18 protein-coding genes and 4 pseudogenes are annotated in these 26,972 nt (G+C 68.3%); 10 read left to right on the top strand and 12 right to left on the bottom strand.

Going from position 1 to position 26,972, the window contains the following annotated elements; all coding sequences use genetic code 11:
- Positions 1-35: 35 nt before the first annotated feature.
- The 3 genes from ACZ6BB_RS15440 (at position 36) to ACZ6BB_RS15430 (ending at position 3,566) form a co-directional block, all read left to right on the top strand.
- Positions 36-938 carry a S1 family peptidase gene (locus ACZ6BB_RS15440; RefSeq protein WP_471615682.1) on the top strand — a complete coding sequence of 301 codons (903 nt, stop codon included), beginning with the start codon at positions 36-38 and terminating at the stop codon, positions 936-938.
- A gap of 239 nt (positions 939-1,177) precedes the next feature.
- A complete protein-coding gene (locus ACZ6BB_RS15435; protein ID WP_471615744.1) occupies positions 1,178-1,969 on the top strand; it encodes a slipin family protein in 792 nt (263 codons plus the stop codon).
- A 517-nt stretch (positions 1,970-2,486) separates the two neighbouring features.
- Positions 2,487-3,566 carry a S1 family peptidase gene (locus tag ACZ6BB_RS15430; protein WP_471615681.1) on the top strand — a complete coding sequence of 360 codons (1,080 nt, stop codon included), beginning with the start codon at positions 2,487-2,489 and terminating at the stop codon, positions 3,564-3,566.
- A 7-nt stretch (positions 3,567-3,573) separates the two neighbouring features.
- Here the strand turns inward: ACZ6BB_RS15430 and ACZ6BB_RS15425 are convergent, their stop codons facing one another.
- Positions 3,574-4,632, bottom strand: coding sequence for an ABC transporter permease (locus tag ACZ6BB_RS15425; RefSeq protein ID WP_471615680.1), 1,059 nt, complete (start codon positions 4,630-4,632; stop codon positions 3,574-3,576).
- Between the two features lie 186 nt (positions 4,633-4,818).
- On the opposite strand from ACZ6BB_RS15425, the pseudogene dnaE reads away from it, so the two are divergent.
- The 5 genes and pseudogenes from dnaE to ACZ6BB_RS15400 all read left to right on the top strand — a co-directional run.
- A pseudogene (gene dnaE, locus ACZ6BB_RS15420) lies at positions 4,819-7,155 on the top strand (DNA polymerase III subunit alpha); the annotation flags it as partial.
- Positions 7,156-7,273: 118 nt separating this feature from the next.
- Positions 7,274-8,755: a hypothetical protein gene (locus tag ACZ6BB_RS15415; protein WP_471615679.1), complete on the top strand. Its 1,482-nt coding sequence runs from the start codon at positions 7,274-7,276 to the stop codon at positions 8,753-8,755.
- A 379-nt stretch (positions 8,756-9,134) separates the two neighbouring features.
- On the top strand, positions 9,135-10,700 hold the full coding sequence (locus tag ACZ6BB_RS15410; protein WP_471615678.1) for a hypothetical protein: 1,566 nt from the start codon (positions 9,135-9,137) through the stop codon (positions 10,698-10,700).
- Entirely contained in the window at positions 10,697-12,808 is a 2,112-nt protein-coding gene (locus ACZ6BB_RS15405) for an integrase (protein ID WP_471615677.1), read from the top strand. Before ACZ6BB_RS15410 ends, ACZ6BB_RS15405 begins: the two co-directional genes overlap by 4 nt.
- Complete coding sequence (locus tag ACZ6BB_RS15400; protein ID WP_471615676.1) at positions 12,805-13,236, top strand: hypothetical protein; 432 nt, start codon at positions 12,805-12,807, stop codon at positions 13,234-13,236. Before ACZ6BB_RS15405 ends, ACZ6BB_RS15400 begins: the two co-directional genes overlap by 4 nt.
- A gap of 490 nt (positions 13,237-13,726) precedes the next feature.
- On the opposite strand, the gene ACZ6BB_RS15395 is transcribed toward ACZ6BB_RS15400, so the two are convergent.
- The 5 genes and pseudogenes from ACZ6BB_RS15395 to ACZ6BB_RS15375 all read right to left on the bottom strand — a co-directional run bounded on the left by ACZ6BB_RS15395 (position 13,727) and on the right by ACZ6BB_RS15375 (position 17,073).
- Complete coding sequence (locus ACZ6BB_RS15395) at positions 13,727-15,223, bottom strand: UvrD-helicase domain-containing protein (protein WP_471615675.1); 1,497 nt, start codon at positions 15,221-15,223, stop codon at positions 13,727-13,729.
- Between the two features lie 53 nt (positions 15,224-15,276).
- Positions 15,277-15,765, bottom strand: coding sequence for a hypothetical protein (locus tag ACZ6BB_RS15390; protein ID WP_471615674.1), 489 nt, complete (start codon positions 15,763-15,765; stop codon positions 15,277-15,279).
- Positions 15,762-16,169: a hypothetical protein gene (locus ACZ6BB_RS15385; RefSeq protein ID WP_471615750.1), complete on the bottom strand. Its 408-nt coding sequence runs from the start codon at positions 16,167-16,169 to the stop codon at positions 15,762-15,764. The genes ACZ6BB_RS15390 and ACZ6BB_RS15385 overlap by 4 nt, the downstream gene beginning before the upstream one ends.
- A gap of 93 nt (positions 16,170-16,262) precedes the next feature.
- Positions 16,263-16,649 (bottom strand): annotated as a pseudogene (locus ACZ6BB_RS15380) (DUF6083 domain-containing protein); the annotation flags it as partial.
- A gap of 160 nt (positions 16,650-16,809) precedes the next feature.
- A complete protein-coding gene (locus tag ACZ6BB_RS15375) occupies positions 16,810-17,073 on the bottom strand; it encodes a helix-turn-helix transcriptional regulator (protein ID WP_469500651.1) in 264 nt (87 codons plus the stop codon).
- Between the two features lie 1,294 nt (positions 17,074-18,367).
- Between ACZ6BB_RS15375 and ACZ6BB_RS15370 the strand changes: the two are divergent.
- Positions 18,368-19,318 (top strand): annotated as a pseudogene (locus ACZ6BB_RS15370) (IS701 family transposase); the annotation flags it as partial.
- On the opposite strand, the gene ACZ6BB_RS15365 reads toward ACZ6BB_RS15370, so the two are convergent.
- From ACZ6BB_RS15365 to ACZ6BB_RS15340, 6 genes are all read right to left on the bottom strand, one after another.
- Complete coding sequence (locus tag ACZ6BB_RS15365) at positions 19,255-20,949, bottom strand: IclR family transcriptional regulator domain-containing protein (protein ID WP_471615673.1); 1,695 nt, start codon at positions 20,947-20,949, stop codon at positions 19,255-19,257. The pseudogene ACZ6BB_RS15370 and the gene ACZ6BB_RS15365 overlap by 64 nt on opposite strands.
- Positions 20,950-21,136: 187 nt before the next feature.
- On the bottom strand, positions 21,137-21,913 hold the full coding sequence (locus ACZ6BB_RS15360) for an IclR family transcriptional regulator (RefSeq protein WP_289937530.1): 777 nt from the start codon (positions 21,911-21,913) through the stop codon (positions 21,137-21,139).
- 29 nt (positions 21,914-21,942) lie between these two features.
- Entirely contained in the window at positions 21,943-22,776 is an 834-nt protein-coding gene (locus tag ACZ6BB_RS15355; protein WP_469500656.1) for an ABC transporter ATP-binding protein, read from the bottom strand.
- Positions 22,777-22,789: 13 nt separating this feature from the next.
- On the bottom strand, positions 22,790-23,572 hold the full coding sequence (locus ACZ6BB_RS15350) for an ABC transporter permease (RefSeq protein ID WP_471615672.1): 783 nt from the start codon (positions 23,570-23,572) through the stop codon (positions 22,790-22,792).
- A complete protein-coding gene (locus tag ACZ6BB_RS15345; RefSeq protein WP_471615671.1) occupies positions 23,569-24,438 on the bottom strand; it encodes an ABC transporter permease in 870 nt (289 codons plus the stop codon). Before ACZ6BB_RS15345 ends, ACZ6BB_RS15350 begins: the two co-directional genes overlap by 4 nt.
- Positions 24,435-25,409: an ABC transporter substrate-binding protein gene (locus ACZ6BB_RS15340; protein WP_471615670.1), complete on the bottom strand. Its 975-nt coding sequence runs from the start codon at positions 25,407-25,409 to the stop codon at positions 24,435-24,437. Before ACZ6BB_RS15340 ends, ACZ6BB_RS15345 begins: the two co-directional genes overlap by 4 nt.
- A 160-nt stretch (positions 25,410-25,569) precedes the next feature.
- On the opposite strand from ACZ6BB_RS15340, the pseudogene ACZ6BB_RS15335 reads away from it, so the two are divergent.
- Positions 25,570-26,953, top strand: a pseudogene (locus ACZ6BB_RS15335) (RICIN domain-containing protein); the annotation flags it as partial.
- Positions 26,954-26,972: the final 19 nt, after the last annotated feature.

The raw sequence follows: 26,972 nt of genomic DNA, 5'->3' as shown, positions 1-26,972 counted from the left end.
GCGGGCCCCCGACTTCCCTTTGGAGGGAACGAACAGTGAGGATCAAGCGCACCACCCCCCGCAGCGGCATAGCGAGACGTACCCGGCTGATCGCCGTGGCCACCGGACTCGTCGCCGCGGCCGCCGTCACGGTCCCCACCGCCAGCGCGGCAGGCACCCAGACGTTCAGCGCGTCCGAGCTGAAGAGTGCCAGCTCATCGGTGCTCAAGGCTGACATCCCGGGTACCGCCTGGGCGATCGACCCGGCGACGGACAAGGTCGTCGTCACCATCGACAGCACCGTCTCCCAGGGCGAGCTGGCGAAGATCAAGGAGGCGGCGGGCGGGAACGCCGGCGCCCTGACGATCAAACGGACCCCCGGCAAGTTCAACAAGTTGATCAAGGGCGGCGACGCCATCTATGCGAGTAGCTGGCGCTGCTCCCTCGGCTTCAACGTCCGCAGCGGGAGCACCTACTACTTCGTGACGGCAGGTCACTGCACCGACGGCGCGGGCACCTGGTACTCCAACTCCGGCCGCACCACGGTCCTCGGTTCGACCGCCGGGTCGAGCTTCCCGACCAACGACTACGGTCTCGTGCGCTACAGCAACACGTCCGTCGCCAAGGACGGCACCGCGGGCAGCGTCGACATCACCAGCGCGGCCACCCCGAGCGTGGGCACCAACGTCATCCGCACCGGCTCCACCACCGGTACCCGTACCGGACGTGTGACCGCCCTCAACGCGACCGTGAACTACGGTGGCGGCGACATCGTCTACGGCATGATCCAGACCACGGTCTGTGCCGAGCCCGGCGACTCCGGCGGTCCGCTCTACGGCAGCAACGGCGTGGCGTACGGTCTGACCTCCGGCGGCAGTGGCAACTGCACCTCCGGTGGCACGACCTTCTTCCAGCCGGTCACCGAGGCCCTGAGCGCATACGGAGTCAGCGTCTACTAGGCCGAACGGGATCAGGCCGAACGCAACCGGCGCTCTTCCCCCCGGCGCCGGACCCCCCACCCGGCGGCAGCCGGCGACAGGCGAGCCCCCGCACACCATGTGTGCGGGGGCTCGCCCTCGTTCGGGCGGCGGAGTTACCTTCGAGATGCGTGCGGGACGCGTGCGGACGCGCGCCGAGGCGTGAGCGCCGCCCACGAGTACGTCCTCCCGTGCGCCCACTTCGGACCCTGGGGGCCGTGATGGTCGAGGAGCTGGTGACGGCGGGGGTGGCCCTCGTGTCCGTCGGCGCGGTGTACGTGGCGTCGGCGGCGCGGGTCGTGAAGCAGTACGAGCGGGGGGTGGTCTTCCGGCTCGGCCGGCTGAGGCCGGCGGTGCGTGGGCCGGGCTTCACGATGGTCGTGCCGTTCGTCGACCGGCTCCGGAAGGTCAACATGCAGATCGTGACGATGCCGGTGCCCGCGCAGGAGGGCATCACCCGGGACAACGTCACGGTCCGGGTGGACGCCGTCGTCTACTTCAAGGTGACCTCGCCGGCGGACGCGATCGTGCGGGTGGAGGACTACCGGTTCGCCGTCTCCCAGATGGCCCAGACCTCGCTGCGGTCCATCATCGGCAAGAGCGAGCTGGACGATCTGCTCGCCGACCGGGAGAAGCTCAACCAGGGGCTGGAGCTGATGATCGACAGTCCGGCGGTGGAGTGGGGCGTCACCATCGACCGGGTCGAGATCAAGGACGTGTCGCTGCCCGAGACCATGAAGCGGTCCATGGCGCGGCAGGCCGAGGCCGACCGGGAGCGGCGGGCCCGGGTCATCAACGCGGACGCGGAGCTGCAGGCGTCGAAGAAGCTCGCGGAGGCGGCCAAGGAGATGTCCGAGCAGCCTGCCGCGCTGCAACTGCGGTTGTTGCAGACCGTGGTGGCGGTGGCGGCCGAGAAGAACTCCACGCTCGTCCTGCCGTTCCCGGTGGAGCTGCTGCGGTTCCTGGAGCGGGCCCAGCAGCAGGCTCCGCCGGTGGGTGAGGGGCCGTCCTAGGCAGGGGTCGTCCGCGGGCGGGGGGGCTTCTCGCGCAGTTCTCCGCGCCCCTGAGAGGCAGGGGGTGCGCCCCGCGCCTTCCCCGTTCTTTCCCCCTGCTTTCCCTCCGCTTTTCACCCGGCCCGCACCGGACCCGCGGATGAAGGAAGCGATGCGGAAGCAACTTCCGCCCCGTCCGGCACGTTCCCATCCGGACTCCCGTAGGGCGAATTTCAGACAGGACTAGACCTCGCTCGGTGCGAAGGAGGTCGTTGCTTCCTGTGTTTGCAGTGTGAATTCCCGTGTGTGCGGGGTGGTGCGTTACCGGACGGTAATGACATAGGGGGCGTGCGCCCTCGTGGTGCGGGCGGCCGGAAGTCGACCTTGTGTGCCCCCTGTGCGCCTAGGAATAGTGGGCGCCGCACAGTTGGCATGGACGCGGCGTTTTCCTTCGTTCACCGCCTCCTTGCCCGCATGAATTCCGGCCGAGCCGGGCCCCCACGCCCGTCTCGGTCAACCCCCCACAGGAGGACACGAGTTGAAGCACCGACGCATATCCAGGCGCCGTGCCGTCGTGACGGGTGCCGGTATCGCCGCACTGGTCGCCGCGGGAGTGACCTTCCAGACTGCGAACGCCAGTGAGACCGCGCCGACCGTCGAGCCGAAAGCGCTCTCCGTTCTGGCGGCCGGAAAGCTCGCCCGGACGCTCGGCACGGACCTCGGCGCCGACGCGGCGGGAACGTACTACGACGCGAAGAGCAAGCTCCTCGTGGTGAACGTGCTCGACGAGGCCGCCGCCGAGACGGTCGAGGCGGCCGGCGCCAAGGCCCGCATCGTCGAGAACTCCCTCGCCGAGCTGAAGGGTGCCCGGACGACCCTCAAGGCGGACGCCACCATCCCCGGCACCGCCTGGGCCACCGACCCGACCACCAACAAGGTCGTCGTCACCGCGGACCGCACCGTCTCCAAGGCCGAACTGGCGAGACTCACCGAGGTCGTGGACGGCCTCGGCGCCAAGGCCGAACTCAAGCGCACCGAGGGCGAGTACAAGCCCTTCGTGGCGGGCGGCGACGCCATCACCGGTGGCAGCGGCCGTTGCTCCCTCGGCTTCAACGTGGTCAAGGGCGGCGAGCCGTTCTTCCTGACGGCCGGTCACTGCACCGAGGGCATCTCCACCTGGTCGGCCGGCGGACAGGTCATCGGCGAGAACGCGGACTCCAGCTTCCCGGGCGACGACTACGGCCTGGTCAAGTACACCGCGGACGTCGACCACCCGAGCGAGGTCAACCTCTACGACGGTTCCACGCAGGCCATCTCCGGGGCCGCCGAGGCGACCGTCGGTATGAAGGTCACCCGCAGCGGCTCGACGACCCAGGTCCACAGCGGCACGGTCACCGGTCTCGACGCCACCGTGAACTACGGCAACGGCGACATCGTCAACGGCCTCGTCCAGACCGACGTCTGCGCCGAGCCCGGTGACAGCGGCGGCTCGCTCTTCTCCGGCGACAAGGCCATCGGCCTCACCTCCGGCGGCAGCGGCGACTGCACCTCGGGCGGCGAGACCTTCTTCCAGCCCGTCACCGAGGCACTGTCGGCGACCGGCGCACAGATCGGCTGACAGCCGGTCAGCCGACCGGCCGACCGGATGCCGGCGGATCCGCCGGTCTCCTCTTCAGGGCCGCCATCACCACGGTGATGGCGGCCCCCGCCACTGCCCAGGCGGAGAGCACCAGAAGCGGGCCGGTGGTGTCGTTGCCCTCGAAGTAGGCGATCGAGCGGGCGACCCAGACACCCGCGCCCGGGGGCAGCGCCGGGCCGATCGCCGCCCAGAACGGTGGCAGCAGCGGCGGCGGCAGCGCGCCGCCGGCGCTCGGGTTGCCCGCGATCACCACCAGCAGGACGGCCACGCCGATGCCGGCGATCCCGAAGACGCACTGGAGCGCCAGCGTGGCCGCGCCCACCGCGAGGACGACCAGCGCCCCCAGTCCCCACAGCGCCGCCACGCTGCCCGGCAGGGCGGTCAGGACCGGCCCGGCGATGACCGCGCCGCCGAGTCCGCCGACGATCGCGAACACGGCCAGGGCGGCCAGCCGGATGATGCCGCGACGGATGTTGGTGGGCCGTGCCCCGGCGCTCATCGCCAGCGCCGACGCGCACAGATAGCCGCCCACGCACCAGCCCACGACCAGGTAGAAGGACGTGAGCCCGTTGGCGTCCCCGGTGTCGGCCGGGGCCACGTCCACCGTGCGCAGGGTGCGGCCCTCGGACCGCTCCAGCGCGGTGACGAGCGTGGCCAGTGCGGTGGCGAGGGTGCGGCCGCCCCCGGAGGCGACCAACAGGGTGTCGGTGGTGCCGGCCGGGTCGATCAGCAGGGCGCCGTCGATCTCCCGGTCCAGGATCCGTTCACGCGCCGCCGCCCGGTCGGTGACCGCGCGCGGGTCCAGCGGCTCGCCCGGCAGCCGCTCCAGCCGGTCCACCGCCTGCTCGGCCGCCGCGGCCCGCGGCGCGACCACGCCGAACGGCACGTCCCTGAGCTTCGGGTTGTGCAGTGCTCCCACGTACGAGGCGATGAAGAGCAGTTGCAGGGCGGGGACCCCGACGACGAGCAGAGTGGCCCGCGGCGTGATCCCGTCCTTGAGTTCCTCGACCAAGGATCTGGGGGCGGGACCGGCCGTCTGTGTCATGTCCCCACGGTCCGGGGCGGGCGGTGTTTGCGCAGGTGGGACGGGGCCGAATGGTTGTCGTACAGAAGTTCGAAAAGTGGTCTATGGTGGAGGCGAGGGAGCTGTGAACTGATGTTCGAGTCGAGTGGCTGACCAGGGACCGGGCGAGTGGCCGGTCGAGTGGTGGACCGAGTGCGGGAGGTGTGTGTGCCGGGGTTCACGCATCTGCGCACCGCCTCCGGGTTCTCGTTGCGCCACGGGGCCTCGCATCCGGAGCGGCTGGCCGAGCGAGCCTCCGAGCGGGGCATGGACGCCCTCGCGCTCACCGACCGGGACACCCTCGCGGGTGCCGTCCGGTTCGCCAAGGCGTGTGCCGGGGCCGGGATCCGTCCGTTGTTCGGGGCGGAGCTGGCGGTGGAGGTGCCCGCGGCCGCCGTACGTCGGGCGCGGCGGCGCGCTCCCGTGCGCGGGGGCGCCTTCATCGACGAGTCGACCCCCCGGGTGACGTTCCTCGCGCGCGAGGGCGCGACCGGCTGGGCCGAGCTGTGCAGAATCGTTTCAGCGGCGCATGCGGACAGCCGCCCGGGCGGCGGCGGGAGCGAGGTCCCGCCACTGCTGCCCTGGTCGGAGTCGGCCGCCGAGGGCCTGACCGTGCTCCTGGGCCCCGCCTCCGACGTGGGGCGCGCGCTGGCCGCCGGGCGCCCCGACCGTGCCGCGAAGCTCCTGGTGCCCTGGCGGGAGAGGTACGGCGACGCGCTGCGGCTGGAGGCGGTGTGGCACGGCCGCGAGGGCACCGGCCCCGGTTCGCTGCGGCTGGCCGCCCGGACCGTCGGCTTCGCCGCCGAGCAGCGCGTACGGCCCGTGCTCAGCAACGCCGTCCGGTACGCCGACCCCGGCATGGGCCCGGTCGCCGACGTCCTGGACGCGGCCCGGCGGCTCGTCCCCGTCGACCCCCGGGGCGAGCTGGACTCCGGCGAGGCCTGGCTCAAGGGCGCGGACGCCATGCTGGGCGTCGCCGAGCGGGTCGTCGAGGCCGCCGGGTTCCGCCGCGACACCGCGCACCGGCTGCTGGAGCAGACCCGGGCCACGGCCGCCGAGTGCCTGGTCGACCCGGAGGACGACCTCGGACTCGGCACCGTCCACTTCCCCGAGCCCCACCTCGTCGGCGCGGCCCGCCGCACCGCCCAGCGGGCGCTGGCCTCACGGGCCGCGGCCGGGATGGTGCGGCACGGCTACGGCGCCCGGCGCGCCTACTGGGAGCGGATGCACCAGGAGCTGGACGTGATCGCCCACCACGGCTTCGCCTCCTACTTCCTCACGGTCGCCCAGGTCGTCGACGACGTACGGGGGATGGGTATCCGGGTCGCCGCGCGCGGCTCGGGCGCGGGCTCCCTGGTGAACCACCTCCTGGACATCGCGCACGCCGACCCCGTCGAACACGGCCTGTTGATGGAGCGGTTCCTGTCCAAACGCCGGGTCGCGCTGCCCGACATCGACATCGACGTGGAGTCCGCGCGCCGCCTGGAGGTCTACCGCGCGATCATCGGCCGCTTCGGCACCGAGCGGGTCGCGACCGTCGCGATGCCGGAGACGTACCGGGTCCGCCACGCCGTCCGGGACGTGGGCGCGGCCCTCTCCCTGGACCCCGCCGACATCGACCGGATCGCCAAGTCCTTCCCGCACATCCGGGCACGGGACGCGCGGGCCGCGCTCGAGGAGCTGCCCGAACTCAGGCAGCTGGCGGGCGAGAAGGAGCGGTACGGCCGGCTGTGGGAGCTGGTCGAGGCACTCGACGCCCTCCCGCGCGGAGTCGCCATGCACCCGTGCGGGGTGCTCCTGTCCGACGCGTCCCTGCTGAGCCGCACGCCGGTGATGCCGACCAGCGGCGAGGGGCTGCCCATGTCCCAGTTCGACAAGGACGACGTGGAGGATCTCGGGCTGCTCAAGCTCGATGTGCTGGGTGTGCGGATGCAGTCGGCGATGGCGCACGCGGTGGCGGAGGTGGCGCGGGCGACGGGGGAGCGGGTCGACCTGGACGCGCTCGACTTCGAACGCGGCGAGGGCGACCCGGCGACGTACGAACTCATCCGCTCCACCGAGACGCTGGGCTGCTTCCAGATCGAGTCGCCGGGGCAGCGGGACCTGGTGGGGCGCCTCCAGCCCGCCACCTTCCACGACCTCGTGGTGGACATCTCCCTCTTCCGGCCCGGTCCGGTCGCCGCCGACATGGTGCGGCCGTTCATCGCGGCCCGGCACGGGCGGGCGCCGGTCCGCTATCCGCACGACGATCTGGCGGAGCCGCTGCGGGAGACGTACGGCGTGGTCGTCTTCCACGAGCAGATCATCGACATCGTGCACCTCATGACCGGCTGCGGCCGGGACGAGGCGGACCGGGTGCGGCGCGGGCTGTCCGACCCCGGGTCGCAGGGGCGGATCCGGGTCTGGTTCGCGCAGCACGCGGCCGCGAAGGGGTACGACGCCGAGACGATTCAGCGGACCTGGGAGATCGTCGAGGCCTTCGGGTCGTACGGCTTCTGCAAGGCGTTCTTGGGGCACTTCAGATCTGTCTCACCGGTTGCCGCGTGACTCTTTCGGGTGACTGCGGGGTCGGTTGCCTCCCTGCTTCTCTACTGCTCAGGGATGTCGCAGGAGAGGAGCAGGCATGCACTTGTTCGCAGTTGACTCGGGGGTGGTCCGAGCTGACTTAGACAGCCCGCTGTTGACTGGTGAGGACGCAGCGGCGTTGCTTGAGTACCGCGCGATCTCGGATGGCACGCCGGTCTTCCTGGACGACGAGACGATGATGCCGGTGGAACCCCTCTGTTCCTGGGGCCGCGGACTGTCCTATGCAGATCTGGCTGAGGGGACGCTCAAGGAGTACGGCCGCATCTTGGCCCGCTTCGCCCTCCACCAAGAGAAGCGCGCTGGGGACGTCGTGGCAGCCACCGAATCGGACGTCGTGGCCTACAAGAGGTTCCGCACCGAGGAGCAGCGCAGGCCGGTCGGCGTATCGGCGTGGTCGAGGGAATCAGGGCTGCTCGATCAGTTCTTCGGGTTTCTGGTCGAGCGCGGGCATCTGGCTCGTCGACCAGTGCGGGTGGCTTCCAGAGGGCGTAACGCACTCACTCCACGGCTTCGGCGAACCATGGATATCCGGCACCTGACGTTCGACCAGTTCAGGTACTTCCGCGACGTCGGGCTTGGCGGCCAGCACCCTGATTCCCGGGTCAATCGTTCGTTCCGGGGCAGCGCTCCGCACCGAGGGCGGGCAGCGGCTGATCTCGCTCTGGGAACAGGGATGCGCTGGCGGGAGTGGGCAACCCTGCTTCTGCCGGAGCTGGGGTTGGGGCTGGGACGCCCAGGAGAGGCCTGCGAGTTCACGGTTCAGGCGTGCGCGAAGTACGGCAAGGCACGCACGATCTATGTCCCCGAGGACTCCATCGACACGGTGGAGACCTATTGCCTGTTGGAGCGTCCGGAACTGGCCCAACAGTCAGCGGCGAATCTTGGTCGGCGTAAGCGGGACCTGTTCGTGGTTTCGCAGGTCGAGCCCGAGTCCGGCGTACTGCGCGGTGAGCTCGACGGCGTAAAGCGCGAGTTCATCATGGCGGCGATGCCGCCGAAGCTGCGGCGGATCACTGTGTGGGAAGGGGAGTTCGGTCTCGAGGCACTCACGGTGTTCATCTGCCGGGGTGGCCTCATGCCAGGGGCGGATTCCTGGAAGCGCTATCGGCACGCCGCCTGGCGGCGAATGCTGGACCTTGCGGACGACACCACGCCGCGCTTGCCGGCGAAGAGATGGCGCTGGCACGACCTGCGGCACACATACGCACTCCAACTGCTGAGCTACCTGGAGCGACAGTTGGACGGGCACGAGCCTGAGTACGAGGCCCGCGCACGACGACACCGCTCCTACCTCACGGGCCACATCCGCTACAACCCGTTGCTGATCGTCAGCCGTCGACTGGGGCACTCCAGTCCGCAAACCACGTACGCATACCTTGAGTACACGGACGACCTGGTGCACGAGTTCGAGGAGGCCTTCAGCGGTTGGTTGGGCGAAGACGGTGAGGCGGCGACATACGCGCAGATTGCCGCGCACGCATTTAAGGTGGACCGACCTGCGTTGAACGGAGGCCGGTAATGGCATCGCGTCCTTACAGTGAAGAAGCACTGCAGCGGGCACTCAACTCACCTGGTCCTGCGGGTCGGCTGGGCCTGCGGGTTGTGAGCGCACCGACGGAGAATGGTCGATACTCGTTGCACTATCTCGCCCCGGCGGATTATCGATGCTCGCGTTTGGTTGCTCAACTGGCGGATGAGTGGGTCGAGTATGTTGCGGTGACCAATATTACTCGCGCACCGGTGGCTACTTATCGACGTGCAGTCGACCGGTTAGGCAAGTTCGTGGACGCCGCGCCGGAGGTGTCTTCGGATTCGCTCTCGTTGGAAAGTGAAGGGATGGTCCGGCTGTTGGCCAGATGGGAGCGGAGCCTGCCTGAAAGCTACTCCGATCGGTCGAAGTGGCCAAGTTCCTGGCTGACGCAGTGCGAATCTTGATCGTGTGGCGTGATGACCACGCGGAGCGTGGCGTGGAGGCAGGGCTAGCCAGCTTCGTCCGGGGTAAAGCACTGATCGCCGCTGGTGAGTCTGCGGAACGCGATGAGTTCACTTTCGCGGAGAAGCGCGCGATGGTCCGTGCAGCGTGGAATGCGGTGATCATGCTGGAGAAGCGACTGGCTGAGGGCTGGGCCATGGCTGGTCGGGGCCGTCACCCTGATCAGGGGAGTTGGTCCAGTGTTGCCGATCTGCTGTGGGGGCTTTCGCGCCGCGAGATCGATCTCAAGGACATCAGTTCTGCCTTACCCGTGCTCGAAAAATGGCCTCCTGAACTGCAGGCGCTAGTCCAACGCGAGGACGGCTGTCCCGTTTACCCGAGAACAGCGAAGCTCAGACTCAATTCGAAATTGGTTGCCCAACTTTATCCTACGACTCAGGACCTTCACGCGTTCCGCGTTCTTCTGGTCGACGCAACCGGCCGCGCGTCGGAGGAGGTGACCTCCTTCGGTGAAGGCGATGTGGAATTCCTGCCCCACGGAGTGCGGCTCACCCTTGTGAAAAAGCGGGCCGGACTGGTGCGGCACCGCGCTTTCCGTGACAGCGCTACTCCACCCGCTGCGGAGAGCGGCGCAGACGATCAGGCGAGTACGTACGACATCACGGATAGGCCGCGATGCGAGGCCAGTGCCGTCGTGCGACGCCTACTTGCCGTGACAGCAAAAGCCCGAGAGAGGGCCCCGCATCTCAATGGCACATTGTTCGTAGCGGCCAGAGTGAATGCAGGCCACTCCTTGGTCATTGATCGCTGGGCCCCCAACGGAGGGGCCAGCGCAACGTTCGAGGGTTGGCTGACCTCGGTCGGAGTGGAGGTGGCCGGCGAGAAGCACATCGGGCGACTGCGCAAGTCCACCAAGGTCGAGAAGGCCATTGCCTCGGGAGGCAGGATCAGCGCGGCTGCCGACGACCATGTGGAGGAGACCTTCGCCGGGCATTACGCCCAGGGGACGACTCTGCGCATCCTGTCCGGGCAGGTGATCGCCACAGCCCAGGACCACTGGTTCCACAAGGCGGTAGAAGGGCCGACTGTAATGGCCGCAGACGCTCACGACAGTCTGCAGGACAAGCAGGCGCTGCAGTCGTTGGGGCTGGAAGAGGAGCAGGCAGAAGCCATCATCCAGGGAGAACTCGACATGGGTGTCTCGCATTGCAAGGACCCCTACGACTCGCCGTTCAGCCCTCGGGGAGAGCTGTGCGCGGTGGCACCGCTGCGGTGCCTGGAATGCCGCAACGCTTGGATTTTGCCAGGTCAGTTGCCGCAACTGCTGTTGTTCGAACGGCATTTGGAGAACTTGAAACGCCGCATGCCACCGAAGAGCTTCACGGCCGTGTGGGGCCAGAGCTACGTGAATCTCCGCGCGGTGCTGGCCGCCCGGAGCGACCAGGAGATTGCTCTCGCGCGGGCGAGCATTGAAGTTGGCCGGGCGGAGCTGGATCTACCGCTGACGGCGCAAGTGGGGTTCGACCAATGATTATTAACGATCCCGCCGGGCGCCCCACTTCGTTGCTGTTCCGAGACGACGAACCGGTCTTGCAGGGACGTTCCCTGTTGAGTGCGGCTCGCCGGCCCGACGCCCGCGTTCCACTCTTCGGTGACACCGAATCCTGGGATTGCAATGGTGTGCTACGGCGGCCTGCCAACCTCAAAGCCAATGAGTGGCAGGTTCCCTTCACGGTGGAACTGGCAGACCCGTTCTGGAATCTGTTGGCCAGAGAGATGGCCATGGTGATGGCCAATCCGCAGCACGAAGCGCTGCAGGAAGCGGGCATTTTCCTGGGCGATACCCCGGCCTCGGTTACAACGTTGCGAGGGGCGGTCTACCAGCTGCGTGCCGTGATCAACTGGGCCGACGAGGCAGGGCTCCCGCCGAATCCGCAGAGGTGGACATCGAATGACTTGAAGCGCCGCGTGAAGACTCTGGACGCCTCGCTGAGCGCAGCCAGTGTCATCGGAACTGTGTCCTTCATTCGCAGGATGGTACGGATGAGCCCAGCGCTGAGCGGCGGATGGCCCGCAGAGGAACCTTGGCCGGGGAAAAGCGCCAAAGCTGTGGCCAAAGCAACCAGAACCGATGCGGTCTCGACCAAGCCCATCCCGCCCAAGATCTGGTTCGCACTGGTGCGCGCGGCATGGGCCTATGTCCACACGTTCGCCCCCGATGTGCTCCGCGCGATCCGGCGCCGGGACGAACTCCTCCAATCGGCCAGGGCATCCATCATTGACGCCTCACACACTCTCGATACCTGGCTGGCCAATCCAACCAACCAGGTCCCGGTCTACTACGCACGGGACCTGGCCGCAGGTCAGCCACCGGCCGTCAACTGGCCGCTGATGACGCTGTACCTGGGAATCGCCTCGACGCTTCAAGGAGCCGTCTTCGGAGCGCGCCAAACTGTCCTGGCTCGGAGTAGGCGAGCGGCCGTGCTCGAGGCGGTGGAGCAGGGGCGGTACACACACCAGGGGTTGGTCGAGGATCTCGCCCAGGTCACTCGATCCGACGGCAGTACAGGGCCTTGGCACCCCGGCATTCAGCAAGGTCACATCGAGCCCCTTCGGACCGCGTTGCGGAATGCTGCGTTTGTACTGGTCGCAGCGTTGTCGATGATGCGAGACTCCGAACTTCACGAGATCGGGAGGGGGTGCATCGTCGAGCACTACAACACGCCGGCCGTCGCCTCCACTCTGCAGAAGGGCCATCCGAACCGGCCCCGGAAACACTGGTGGATCACCGAGCCGGTGGTCGAGGCCATCGAACTTGCCGAATCCCTCTCTCTGCACGCCGAGCGAGTCTTCGCCCCGTTCAAGAAGCCCAAGACCAGCGAAGCCATCGATGGCGCCCTGATGATCGATTCCTTCACCCGCTTCGTCAACGCCCACGCCGCATGGGCGGGACTTGAGCCGATTCCCACAGGCAGGGTCAGACCGCACATGTTCCGTCGCACGATGGCCATGCTCACCGACCAGTTCGCCGGCTCCGAGATCGCGCTTGGCATCCAGCTCAAGCGCATCGCTACCCGGGCCTTGGCCAACCGCTCCACTCGTGGATACGCGGCCCCCGACGAAGCCTGGGCCAAACATCTGGAGGGGGCAATTGAAGCCGCTCGCTTCCGCCGCCTACGGACCCTCTACAACGAGCACAAGGATGGCAAAATGATCGGATACGGCCCCGGCGCCGACCGTGTCAAAGCGACCTTCGACCATGTCAAGGACACCGTTCGAGCTCGTGGAGGGGATGCCCGCGTTGAGGAGGACCTGCTGCGCAAGGCCCGAATCACCATCCGTTTCGGGGCCTTGAATAACTGCCTCTTTGACCCGGCAAACCCTTCAGGCGCGGTCTGCCTGGAGAACACGGTTGTCCCCGAGGGCCATACAGGCCCGTTGGACTGGCGCTGCCGGCCCGACCGCTGCCACAACTCCATGATCGGCGTGGAGCATGTCCCGCTTTACGATGCGCACCGCCGCACACAACTGAAGTTGTTGCAGACGCCGGGGTTGCCGACCGTTCGCAAGGAGCTGATTTCGCGGGAGCTCGAACGCGCCGAGGACGTCTTGAAGTTGACCTCCCAGGAGCGGACATGAGCAGCGATACGCACGCTGTCGAGGACCGCGTCTCCCTCAAGACCGCGCTGGCTCTGGAGTCCGCGATGGAGAGGCTGTTCGCCGGTAAACCTCAACGGACCGACGGGCGATTGACGAAAGAGAACCTATGGCGGGAAGCCCAGGTCAGCCGGGCCACCATGAACAGAGCTGCTGGCATCCTCGCGCGGTGGGACGAACACATCGCCCAATATGGGAAAACCACGCCCGGAGAGGCTCGCCGCGACGAGGAGATCACCAGCATCCGCCGAAAACTCGCGGACAAGAACCAGGAATGCACCGCACTGAAACGCAAGCTCCAAGCTGCTGCCACCGCCATCGCCGCCCTCCATCACGACAACCAAGCCCTGCGCGAAGAACTCGGAAGGCATGGGGGCACCGTGTTGCCGCTGCGTCGAGGGGACCCGTGAGAGAAGCAGTCCCAGCAGCAGTCCTGGCCGTCGCTCGGAGATCTGCAGTTATCGCGCCGTGTGGCTCTAAACCTGCATGCCAAGTCGGCGCGCCTCTGAGTTGATCCAGGCCGCTCGCCGACCTGCCTCGACAGCACAGTCGTACGCATCGCCACTCAGATGGTCCGGGATGGGGAGCGGACGTCCCCAGCTGTCCAGAAGCAAGCTGGCTTTCCACGGCAGCGGGTACAGGTCCGCGGAGGCGTAGCAGTCGTCCCACGATATCCAGTGGCCTCGTGGCGAGCAGACGCGGTCCGCATGTGCGGTGGCGAGGAGGTGGTGTGCTTCCTCGCCACCGAGGGCTTCCTCATGCTGAGGACTCTCCAGAATGCGGCTCACGAACTTGGCCGAGCTGACTTGGTGATGGTTCATCAGTTCTCCGCGAACTGTCAGGCCCCGCGCTCTCTAGCAACGGTAGGGCCATCTCCGTGGCCGAGTTGAGTGAGGAAGCTCACACTTCGCCCTCGTCGCCACCATGAGATGAGTTCTGACGCCCACAAGGATGGTCGTCGATCCACGACAGGCCACCGAGGTCCAGCTGATGTCGGGCGCGGGTCACGGCGACGTAAGCCAACCGAGCGTCGGCGTCTCGGACGGGTTCGGGGACCGGATGCCCATGGTTGTCGAGTTCGTGGCTGTCCTTGGGCGGCGGAAAGTCGTCCGCGATTCTGACGCTGGACCATTCCCGGCCCTTGGCCTTGTGGGCGGTGGAGACGGTCACGTCGGCGGAGGATTCGTCGCTGAGCTGATCCACTGCGCCGAGGATGGCCTCCGTCCCGTGCTGGTCGATGAGATCGATCAGCGGCTGCAGATCGCTGCCGGCGGGGTCGTACTCGGCGTAGTCCTGGAGATCGCCCCAGGAGGAGAAGAGCACAAGCTCGGGATGGGCGGTGCGGCGTCCCTCTTTGAGGTCTCGGGCGGCCAGGGCCAGGGCGCGGAGGGCCTGACCGCCGCCGACAAGCGCGACGCGGTGGCCGTCTGCGAGCAGGCGCATGACCTCCGCCATGGCTCCCACGTTGGTGCGGCTCAGCACCGCCTTCGGGAGGGCGACCGTTCCGATGTCCGTGGTGATGGCCTCGGTGCCGGACAGGCGGATCGGGGCGTCGGCGATGGCGAGCCAGCGGTTGGCCTGTTCGGCGAGGTGCGGGCCGAACCTGAACGAGCGTGTGAGGGTGAGGGGCACGCCGTCGAAGCGGGACATCACGTCCCGCGCGCCTCGCCAGCCGTAGATGGCCTGGGCGGAGTCGCCGACCATGACGAGTTGGGCGTGGTCGCGCTGGGACGCGAAGACCTGTTCCAGAACGGGGTTGGTGTCCTGGGCCTCGTCGAGCATGAGGAAGTCAGCCTCGATTTTCGGGTCCTTGAGGGACCAGATTTTCAGGTAGTGGTCGTGTTCGAAGCGCACGACCCCCTTATCGGGGTTCTGTAGGTCGGACCAGGCCCGGGTGGCAAACGGCAGGATGAAGCCGACGAGTTGGTTGTGTGAGGACTGCGATTCCAGTCTCCTCAGCGGTGGTACGTGATGGCCAGCGAGAACCCTTTCGGCGGAGTGGCAGAAGCGGGTCACCGTGCGCAGCATCGTGTGGGATAGCGTCCGGTGGCTGATGTTGTGGTCACCGATGCGTACGGAGCGGGTGATGCCCAAGTTTTCGCCGATTTTCCAGGCGGGCTGACGGGGGCTGTTGAGGCGGTTGGCGTAGCGGTGGCCGACGGCGGCGTATGCCGTGGCGTGGGCGGTCGTGCACCGCACGGTGCGAGGAAAACGGGCAGCGGCGTCCCGGGCGATGACTTTGTTGAAGGCGAGGTAGCGACCGCGGCGCTCCGTGCTGGCGGCGAGCAGGGTGAGGGTAGTGGTCTTGCCGGTGCCGGCACCGGCCTGGAGAACCAGGTGGTGCCCGGCGTGGAAGGCGTCGGCGGCTGCGGTCTGTTCGTCTGTGAGCGTGGTCAACAAGGGCTCCGCATACGTGAAGGCGGTGAATTAGGTGGTGGGCTCAAAGACCGCTATGGCTGTGAAGCCGTGCTAGCGCGGTGGCTGCCCCTGAGGATGTCGGCTGCGGTCAGCAGCACCTCTTCGGCAGTGTTCTCGGTGAGCAGGCTTTCCAGTCGAACCCTGAGGTGTCGGAAGCGTTGGTGCTCATGGCGGTCGACGGCTGCGGTTACTGCCTGGCTCAGGAAATCCTGGGGCCGTTGTCCCAGAGTTGCCGCGTTGTGCTGGATGGCCCTACGGACGGCGTGGCTGAGGGCCACGTTGAGCAGGATCTGGCCGCGCCTGTCCGGGTAGTGGGTGGTCATGACGTCGATGGGCAACTGCGTGTCCAGCAGGCGGCGGAGGGTCTGGAGAGCCCGGCCAGGGCTCTTGGCCGGCTGTACAACCAGGAGCCGGGTGAAGTTGGCGTTCGTGGCCAGAGGAACGCGACGGCCGGCCCGTTGCAGTTCGCGGGGCGTGGCCGGCCGGGTCAGCGTGATCTCGACGGCGTGGTGACGTGTCACGGCTGGTCGGCCCTTCGACAGGTGCCGCTGGGCCGGGTACGCCGGACCGCTGTGGGCAGGCGGCAGTAGATGTGCTCATGGTGAAGGAGCGGGTCGAACACCTCCCACTCTGCCACCGCCATGTCTCCGGCCGTAGGCAAGGCGGCGTGCTGTGGGCACCGCTGGGCTCGCCAGCGCAACTGTTCCCCGTAGGGCAGGCCGGTGAGGTCGTACACGGCCATGACCTCTGCGGGCAGGGCGAGTTGGCCGTGAGCTCCCGTGGTGGGCATCAGGGCCCAGGTGCCGGCGGGCGCATTCGGCGAGAGTAGTGCGTTGCCGCAGCGGTGCCTCCGCCTGGTCTGCGCCACGCATCGGATCTCGTCGACGGGCTGGGCGGCGAGGTAGCGGATGTAGAGGAGCTGCACGATAGGGCGGCTCGGACGGCAGTTGACCGGGGCCGAGACCTCGGCATCGGAGGTTGTCGAAGACGGAGTGAAGGCGCCGGCGTCAAGCAGGCGGCGAGTATTGAGGGCCAGAGCGCGGCGGAGCGGGACCAGTTCGGGCGAGGCTGGCGAGGTCCCGCGGGTGGGGCACACGACGGCATGCGGCATGCGGCACCAGCACGTGCCGTCGTCCGACGGATACGCGACGCCTGAGCTGACGTGCCAGCGGCAGGTGACGGGAACGCGTGAGGTCGGCAGTTCCTGGGGGTGCAGACGGATGGGCCGGCTGTCACTGCGGTGATACCACTCGATCCGGTTGCCGCAGTCACGGCATCGGTCGTTCTGGCCGCAGCGCAGCAGTCGGCTGACGCCGTCGGGTGTGACGCGGAGGGAGCGTCGCGTTCGGACGTCGGTGTGGCTGCCGTCCCAGCGGCGCCTCGGGGGCGGAGGTGTGGAGTGCATGCGGGCGAACCTGCCAGCCAACACGCCGCAGCAGACGTATCGCTGCTGTGATGTCCCTCGGTCAGCCCTACCAGGGCCTACTGGAGTACGAGTGGGCGCTCATGTGTTCGGGTGTGCGTCGCCGGTTCGGGTGGTCGCCGAGGGACATTCCGCCCGGGCTTCAGCTCTGGGTCTCCCCGGGCGGCTCGTGCCCGCGGCACAGGTTGCTGAAGAGCGCGTCCAAGGGGGTGTCCAGTGCGTGTGCGAGGGCGTGCCACGTCTTCAGGGTGCCGACGGTGCGGCCCTGCTCGATCTCGATGAGTGTGCGTCTGGCCAGGCCGGTGCGGGCGGCGAGCTCGTCGTACGTCCACCCTCGCACCGCCCGCAGGCGCGCCAGCTCCAGGCGCAACGCCTCGAAGTGCGGGTCGGGCGGCAAGATCGTCATCCCACCATTCGGCGGTGCAGACCCCTGCCCTGTCAGTGCAGGCCTCTGCCCTATTTCCGCAGATGGCGGTGAGAGCGAGAGGGCAGACATCTGCACTACCGTTTGCCGCCGCCCCCGCTCTCGGCGGTCGGCGCTGAACACGATGGGAGGACCAAGAGCCTGATGAGGCTCCGCACAACATGCCCCGCGGTGCGGCGCATCTGGACGGTCGAACTGCGCCCACAGGCTGGTGGGCCAGTGCTTGTTTGCCAGCAGTGTCCGGCGACCAGCAGACCTCTTGCTGCTGGAGCCGCCCGCTCGGCGGTCCTGGCTCACCTTGCCGGGCATGCTCGGTGTGATGTCTTGCCGGTGCACATGCGTACCTGTCAGTGTCACGAGCGCGGCTGTCGATGGCATCCCCGCCATCGCGGGTGCGCCGGCCCCATCCGGTTGCTTCTGGCGCGGGAGTGTGGTGGTCGGGTGTGGCGGCTCGCTGATTCCTGCGCTGCTTGCGCCGCGGCCACGGACCAGGCAGCCGTCGTACCCGATACGATCTTGTCCGCGCCAAAGCCATGGCTTTCCGGATCCGGCCGCAGCCGTCGTGGACGGCTTCCTCGTGGGCCAGGTGAACAAACTCGGGTCCGGGAGATGCTCAGCTACCTTGCCGCCGCCCTGCCGGCGGACACAGGGGCCGCCGCCCGCCTCCTCGCCCTGCAATGTGCCTTGCGGATGAACGCGGCCGCGGATGTCCGAATGCCGACGGGGTTGCTGCGTGGTCTTCGCCTGGAGGACCCCTCCGATCCGTGGCTTGAGCTGGAGCAGGCTTGTTGGCTGCGCAGAACTCCTAATACGGCGGTGGCCGACAACGCGGCAGTTGTCGCCCGGCTACTCGATGCCGCGCTCATGACTCAGTCCCCAGCACGCCCCGACCGCCGCCGCGCTGCCGACTGGGCTTTGCGTTCGGCCCGTCTCGGTCGAGTTGCTGCAGAGGGGGCGCTGGTCCAACTGGTTGCTGTCTGGGTGGCTGCGTACACCGGGAGGGAAGGCCACGGCCATACGGAATCTGACCGGATGGCGCGCGAGTGTGGTCTCGATGTGGCTGTTGTGCCGGATTGGCTCGATCAACTCGTGACAGCAGGGCTAATCGTGTCGTGGAGCTTGTGTCCGGACTCCGGAGATCTGCATTGGGGGGTGGCTCAGCAGCGGCTGACGGAGTGGCGGTCGGCTTCACCACACCGAGCCTGAGGGTCTGGGCGAGTAAGGCACGGAAGGCAGACGACCGGCGTCGAAGAACGGGGAGCGCGCCGGTGACGACGAGCGCCGCGAGGTGACCGGAGTGCTCGACGAGACGGTGTTTGCCACCAAGCCGCAACTGGCCGGCGGCATGCTCGCCGCCGCGCACGCCGCGGGCATCCGCACCGCCTGGGTCGCGGTGGACGAGGTCTACGGCGGCAGTGCCCTGCGCCGCCGGATTCGCACGCTGGGCTACGGCTACGCGATCGCCGTGCCCACCAGCCACCGTGTCACCACGCCAGGCGGCGGAAAGGAGAAGCTCACCGCGCTGATTCAGCGGGTGCCGAAGCGGGCCTGGATGCGGATGAGGACCGGGAACGGGACCAAGGGCGCGCGGCTCTACGACTGGGCGATGATCGACATGAGGGCCGACGACACCCCGCCGGGACAGGACGCCGGGCACAGCCAGGTTCTGATCCGTCGTCACCGCCGTACCGGCACCCTGTCCTTCTATCGCACCTGGCACCCCGACCCACAGCCGGTATCGGTGCTGGTCAGCGCGGTTTGCCGCCGCTGGCGGGTCGAAGAGGACTTTCAAGGAGCCAAGGGCCTCACCGGCCTCGACCAGGGCCAGGTCACCTGCTGGACCTCCTGGCACCGCTGGAGCCTGATGTCGATGATCGCCTACGCGCTCCTCGCCGTCGGAGCCCTCCGCGAGCGGCAGCGCACCACCTCCGGCGAGAGCGACGACGAGCTGGCCATGGTGCCCGTCAGTCCGCGTGAACTCCTCGCCCCGCTCCGGGTCTTCGTCCTTTACCGGCCCGCCAGGACGCCGATCCCGCGCACGCGCTCCACTGTTCCCACTGGCGCCGCCAACACCAGCAACGCGCAGCCGACTACCACCGCCGATGGAACAACGTCACGGCAGCAGCCGTCACATGACAGGGCAGGAACCTCACTGCTCACCAACTACAGTTGCCATGTCGGAACTCGCACGAATCGCCCGGTTATGTGCAGGTCGGCCTCGATGTGAGCAGCCGTGGCCCGCAGTTCCGGCAAGATGGTCGTGACGCACTCCGCGGCGGGGCGGCGACCGCTGTGCATGGTGACGTTGATCGCCGCCATGAGGCCGCCGTCGCGGTTACGTACCGGTACGGCGATCGAGCGAAGCCCTTCTTCCAGTTCCTCATCGACCAGGGCATAACCGTCCTCACGGACTCGGTCGAGAATCAGTTCGAGGTCGGTGGGCCGGGTGACGGTGCGAGCGGTCAGCGCCCCCATCCGCACGCGCGCCAGCCGGGGAGTGCGCTCCTCGGCCGGCAGCCCCGCCAACAGCACCCGGCCCGTGGAGGTCGCATAGGCGGGCACGCGCGCGCCCACGGCGATATCAGCGTCCATGATGCGCCCCGCGGCGACCGAGGCCGCGCACTGAACATCGTCACCGGCGAGCACTGCCAGGGACGTCGAGTCCTCCACCTTGCGGGTGAGGGCGGCGAGGTGGGGGTGCGCGATCCGGGTGAGTGTCGTCTTGGACAGCGGCGGGAAACCGAGGGCGAGGACGCGTGGAGTGAGCCGGAAGACCCGTCCGTGCCGCGTGACGTGACCGAGGTATCCCAGGGTTATCAGGGCACGGCGAGCCGTGGCGCGGGACAGCCCCGTGGCTTCGGCGACCTCGGTGAGGGTCAGCTCTGCACGGCCCTCACCGAACGCGGTGACCACGGTCAGGCCGCGGGCCAGGGATTCGATGAACTCCCCGCCCAGTTCCTGTTTGGACGCGCTCGTCCAGGTGGCGAGCCCGACGGGAGTGCTCTTGCTCGGCGGCTCCGGAGGCGGAGCGTCGGCCAACTTCCGCTCCATGACGGTCACGGCAGTACGGAGCCTGGGGAGAAGGGCGTCGCGCAGCGAGTCCGCGCTGTGCCGACTGGTATGGCTCACGACGCTCGCCACACAGGCGATCCGGCCGTCGGGGGCGCGAACCGGAACGGATGCGGCGACGAGCCCCGGCTCGATCAACTGGTCGTCCATCGCCCAGCCATGGGCGCGCGCCCGTTCCACCCGTTCTTCGAAGTCTGTCGTGGCGGTACGGTGCGATCGAGGGGGGACCGCCGCGAAGCCGAGGTCCTCGGGGTCGGCGTCCTGCCGCTTGTGCCACCGTGCCCAGTCCTCCGTGCTCCACTCGGTTGCCAGCAGCGGGCCTGGCGCGGTGCGTTCGGCGGGCAGCAGGTCGCCGATGCGGAAGCTCAGCGACAGGGCGCGGCGGCGGATCGCTTGGTGGATGAAGCGGATGCCGTCACCGTCCGCCACCGCGAGGGACACCGACTCGTCGAGTTCCTCAGCGAGGGTATCGGCGTGCGCACTCAGCAGCGCGGGAAGGCGCAGGGCGGCCAGGTATGCGTTCCCCAGCTCCATCAGGCGGGGGGCAAGGACGGCGTTGCTGCCGTCCATCCGCATGTACCCCATGTGAGCGAGTGTTCCGGTGACCCGGTCGATGGTGGCGCGGGCCAGGCCGGTGGCCCGTCCCAGATCGCTGAGGCCGGCCGTCCCTCCGGCGTCGGTGAGCTCGCGCAGCACGGCGATACCCCGGATGAGAGGGGCCACGGCTTCCTCGGGTGGCGCGGGAGCCGCCATGGGGTCGGTAGGCGTCAGGGCGTGGGGCGATGTCATGGGCTCTCCGCGGCGACTGGCTCAGCACTGCAGTGAATGATGCCTGGTGGGGGCAGAGAGCCGACAGGTCTGGGTGGCCGTGACGAGCCCACGGCAACGCCCGTCGCGCGGGGCGGTGTGTTCCGGCCGGTCGCCAGGGCCGGTGCTGCTCCGTGCTGCCGTCGCGGGGGCACGGCATCAGGACCGGCTAGCCGGGGACCTTCAGCTCGGCCTCGATGTCGGCGGCGGTGGCCAGGAGCGGCGGCAGCAGATCGTGGCGTATCGAGTCCGGCGTTCGCCGGCTGACGTGGGTGGAGAGGTTGATGCCTGCCACCACCCGTCGTGCTTCGTTCCGGATGGGTACGCCGATCGATATCAGGCCCTGTTCCAGTTCCTGGTCCACCAGACACCAGCCCTGTGCCCGCACGTGTTCCAGTTCGGCGGCGAGTGCCTCCCTTGAGGTGATGGTGCGGGGGGTGAGCGGCTTGAGGGAGGCGGTGTCCAGGTAGTGCCGCAGCCGGGGCTCGTCGAGGTGGGCGAGCAGGACCCGGCCGAGGGAGGTGGCATGGGCGGGGAAGCGGGTCCCGATGCTGATGGAGACCGTCATGATCCGCCGGGTGGGTACCCGGCTGACGTACACCACGTCTTCGTCGTCGAGCACCGCCACCGACGAGGACTCGTGGACCTCGGCGACCAGTTGCTCCAGGTGGGGCTGGGCGATCTCCGCCAGGGACATGCTGGACAGGTAGGCGTAGCCCAGTTCCAGGACCCGGGGCGTGAGGCGGAAGTGGCGGCCGTCGGTGGCCACGTACCCCAGGTCGGCGAAGGTGAGCAGGAAGCGCCGTGCGGTGGCACGGCTCATGCCGGTGATCCTGGCGACCTCCGAGAGGGTCATTTCGGGTGTGTCGGCGGTGAACGCACGGATGACGGCCAGTCCTCGTTCGAGGGACTGCACGAAGTACCGCCCGGGTTCGTTGTCGTCCATGTGCTACGGCCCTTGTGTCGGACGGTGTGTCAGGACTCGGACTTGTGCAGGGCGAGCTCGTCGCTGCGGTCGGCCACTGCTGCATGCGTGTCGCCGTTGTGGTGCTTGGCGCGCTGGATCTGCTCGTAGACGTGGGCGCGCAGTTCGGCGAAGCGGGTGCTGGAGCGGGTGTGCAACTGGTCGCGCTCGTCGGGGAGATCGATCGTCAGATCCTCCAGCACCACGGTCGGTGAGGTGGACAGGATGATGGTGCGCTGGCCGAGATAGACGGCTTCGTCGATGTCGTGGGTGACGAACAGGACGGTGACGCCCAGTTCGCGCCACAACCGCCGGATGAGGTCCTCCAGTTCGGCGCGGGTCTGCGCGTCGACGGCGGCGAACGGCTCGTCCATGAGCAGCACCTTCGGCTCGAAGGCCACGGCGCGGGCGATGGCGACGCGCTGCTGCATTCCGCCGGACAACTGCCACGGGTAGGCCTGGTGGGCGTCGGCGAGCCCGACCACCTCCAGCGCGTGGTCGACCAGTTCCTTCTCGCGGGCCTTGCCGAGCTTCTTGCGGCGCAGGGGGAGGGCGACGTTGTCGCGTACGTTCATCCAGGCGAACAGGGAGCGGCCGTATTCCTGGAAGACGACCGCCATGCCGGGCGGGGGTCCGTCGACCGGGCGGCCGTCCAGGCGTACTTCGCCGCTGGTCGGGGTGAGCAGTCCCGACATGCACTTCAGCAGCGTGGTCTTGCCGCACCCGGAGGGGCCGACCAGGCACACGAGTTCGCCGGCGCCGATGTGAAACGTCAGGTTCCGCAGTGCTTCGACGTTGCGGTTCCGTCCGGTGTAGATCTTCTGCAGGTTGCGTACGTCGAGCATCGACGTCTCCTTCTCAGGTGTTGCGCTGTGCCCGGCGCAGGCCGTGGTACCAGGCCAGGACCCGGTTCTCGGCGATGCGGAAGAGCAGGGAGAGGGCGAATCCGAGCAGGCCGAGCAGCAGGACACCGCTCCACATCTCGGGGATGGCGAAGGAACGCTGGAACTGCACGATGGTGAAGCCGAGTCCGTTGCTGGCGGCGAACATCTCGCTGATGACCATGAGAATGATCGCGATGGAGAGGGCCTGGCGCATGCCGGTGACGATCTGCGGGCTAGCCGAGCGCAGCACCAGGTGCCACAGCCGGGACAGGCCGCTGATGCCGTAGGAGCGGCAGGTGTCGCTGAGCACTTCGTCGACGGCGCGCACGCCTTCGACGGTGTTGAGCAGGATCGGCCACATGCAGCCGCTGACGATGACGATGACCTTCATGGTGTCGCCGATGCCCGCGAACAGCATGATGACGGGTACGAGCACCGGGGGCGGGATGGCCCGGAAGAGTTCCAGGACCGGCTCCAGGACGTCCCGCACGCCACGGTGCATGCCGACCACCAGGCCGAGTCCGACACCGACGGCGACGGCGAGGAGATAGCCGGCGAGCAGGCGGACCAGGCTGGGTACGACGTCCGACAGCAGTCGTTCGCCGGTCCACACCTCCCCGAACTTGCCCAGGATGGTGGACAGCGGCGGGAAGTAGAAGTCGGTACTGCTCGCGGTGGCGAACCACCACACGGCGAACAGGACCGCGGGCAGGCCCAGGACCAGCCCGGTCCGCCGGGCTAGTGTGAGGACGGTCATCGCTGTCCCTCCCTGCGCATCGATTGGTGCCAGTGCAGTGCCCGCCGCTCGACCGCCCGGGCCACCAGGTTGACCGCGACCCCGAGGAGTCCGGTGACCAGGACCAGGGCATAGACTCGCGGTACGGCGCCGGAGGTCTGCGCGACCGCGAGCTGGTTACCCAGGCCGGGCGAGCCGATGACGAGCTCGGCGGTGATCGTCAGGACCAGTGCCACGGTCGCGGCCAGCCGCACGCCGGTCATCACGTACGGCAGCGCGGTGGGCCACAGGACGTACCGCACCCGCCCCCAACCGCCCATCTGGTAGCTGCGGGCGGTGTCCTCGGCGACCGGGTCGACGTCCTGCATGCCTGCCAGGACCTGGACGAGCACCTGCCAGAAGGAGGCGTACACGACCAGCAGTAGCTTCGACTCCAGGTCGGTGCCGTACAGCAGCACCGCCACCGGGATCAGCGCCACCGACGGGATGGGGCGCAGGAACTCGATGGTGGAGGCGGTCACCGCCCGCAGCACCGGCACCGATCCGATCACCAACCCGGCCACCACCCCGGCCACCACCGCGATGGCCAGGCCCAGGCCCCAACCGGTGAGGGTGTCACCGAGCGCGGTCCAGAACGCGTCTTCGCCGAGCAGCTGCCACAGGGCCCGGCCCATCTCGGAGGCGGGCGGAAGGTAGTCGGCGGAGACCACACCGATGTGCGGCAGCACCTCGAGCAACACCACCAGCCCGGCCAGGCCTGCCAGTCCGCGCAACGGGGTGCGCGCTCTGTCCAGAGTGCGCCGCACGCGGCCACCGCCCACCCCGCCGGGACCTGTCGCGATCCCGGCGGGCTTCGTCAGCACAGGAGTGCTCCCGGACGCGCTCATGAGAACAGGGCATCCAGGTCGGGCTTCTTACCGCCGAAGATGCCGTCCTGCTCGCCGAGCGAGGCCAGCTTCTCCAGGGAGGCCATGTCGTACTCGGCCGGCCAGGTCGGCAGCGTCAGCTTCGTCAGCACCTCACCGTCGATCTTGGTGTAGGTCGTGACGATCTGACGTGCCTCGTCCGGGTGCTCGGAGGCGTATTTCAGCGACTCGGTCACCGCCTCGGTGAACTTCTTCACCAGGTCGGGGTTCTCCTGGGTCAGCTTGGTGGAGGCGAAGTACGTCGCGATGGTGAGGTTCGGGTCGGTCTCGGCGAACGGCGACGCCACGACACGGGCGCCCTGGCCCTTGGCGATGGTCAGCGCGGGCTCGCCCACCCAGGCGGCGTCCACCTGTCCGCCGTCCAGCGCGGCCGGCATCTGGTCGAACGGCATCTCGACGAACTTGACCTTCGAGGGGTCGCCGCCGTCCTTGCGCACGACCTCACGGACCGTGGTGTCCCCGATGTTCTGCAGGGTGTTCACCGCCACCGTCTTGCCGGCAAGTTCCTTGGCCGACTTGATGGGGCTGTCCTCCTTGACGGCCACCCCGCTGATGTCCTTTCCGGCGTCACCGGTGGAGGCGGTCCCGTTGACCACTGACTTGATTGGCACACCCTTGGTCTGGGCGATCATCAACGACGTGACGTTGCTGAATCCGAACTGGAACTGGCCGCTCACCACGCCGGGGATGATCGCGGCGCCGCCCTGGGCGGTCTCCATCTTCAGGTCGATGCCGCGGCTGCTGAAGAACCCCTTCTTCTGCCCCAGATACAGGGGGGCCACATCGACGATCGGGATGATCCCCACTTTGACCTGGGTGGTCTTGTTCCCGGCCGAGGAGGACGCACCACCGGTCCCGGAAGAAGATCCGCATCCGGCCGCGGCTGCGACCGTCACTACCGCTATGGCAAGCCCGAGAACGCGCCTTTGCATGGGGGCCTCCTGAACAGAAACGAGTACGTGCGCATTGCGAACATTCGTCCGCGTGCCGAACAAATGCAAGCGGAGATTATGTCCCTGCCCGAATCGCGTCAATAGGTTGCGCCGAGGCCCCTCCCGGAACCGCGCCCTGCCGCCTTCTCCAGATCCAGACATGTTCCGACGGGTGCACCCCGGCGGCAGCAAGCCTGAAGCGCGGACGCGTGCAGCGAAGACCCAGGAGTCCTGCTGCACGCCGCGGTCGACCACCTTGGTCACCCGCTCGTGGGGGTCCTCGCCCCGGGTAGGCCGGATACTTGTCGGCGTGGTGCACGCCCGCGCCGAGGACGTTCGTCACGGCGTCGGAGTTGTCGACCCGCACCTTGGTGTTCGTGCCCCCCCGACCGAGCCGCAGACCGTCGACGGCACGTGGGGCGAGACATACCCCTACCCGGTCACCCCGCACCCGCTCCCGCCGATGACCGGCGCCGACACCTTCGAGGGGACGGCGCTGGCCCCGTACTGGGAGTGGAACCACAACCCCGACACCGCCGCGTTCACCGTCAACAACGGGCTCACCCTCAGGACCGCCACCGTCACCGACGACCTCTACAACGCCCGTAACACCCTCACCCGCCGCATCCAGGGCCCCGCCTCCACCGCGATCGTCGTGCTCGACTGCTCCGGGATGGCGGACGGCGACCCGGCCGGGCTGGCGATGCTGCGGGACTCCTCCGCCTGGATCGGCGTCACGCGGCAGGGCGGCGTCAGCAGGCTGGTGATGTTCGACGGCCTGACCATGGACGCCAACTGGAACACCAGCAGCACCGGCACCGAGCAGGCCCGCGTCGACCTCCCCACGTCCGGCAGCCGCGTCTGGCTGCGCGCCACCGCCGACATCGGCCCGGGGCCGGGCAGCCAGGCGACGTTCTCCTACAGCACCGACGGCACCACCTTCACCCGGCTCGGCCCGGCCTTCACCATGAACGAGAGACCTCATTTCTTCATGGGCTACCGCTTCGCCGTCTTCAACCACGCCACCAAAGCCCTCGGCGGCAAAGTGTGGGTGGAACGCTTCGAGTTGCGCGCGTGCGCGCCGGCGGCGCAACCGGGCACTGTGGACACGAACGCCTGGTACGTCGTGGTCAACCGCAACAGCGGCAAGGCACTGGACGTGGCGGGCGTGAGCTCCGAGGACGGCGCCGCGGTCACGCAGTGGGCTCGGATCGACGGGACCAACCAGCAGTTCCAGTTCGTGGACTCCGGTGACGGCTACTACCGGTTGAAGGCGAGGCACTCCGGCAAGCTGCTGGACGTCTCCGGCTGGTCGACGGCCGACACCGCCGCCATCAACCAGTGGAGCGACCACGGTGGCGCGAACCAGCAGTTCCGGTTGGCGGACCTCACCGGACGGATACGTCCGGTTGATCAACCGCAACAGCGGGAAGGCCGTCGAGGTACCGGGCTTCTCCTCCGCCGACGGGACCGGCATCGTCCAGTACTCGGACTGGGGCGACGTGAACCAGCAGTGGAAGCTCGTCCGCGTCGGCTTCGCGGGCTCGCGCTCCTGCTGACACC

The sequence above is a fragment of the Streptomyces sp. NPDC041108 genome (assembly GCF_055592645.1).
Note: the sequence above shows the minus strand (reverse complement) of the source record. Positions and strands in the feature narration are given on the sequence as shown.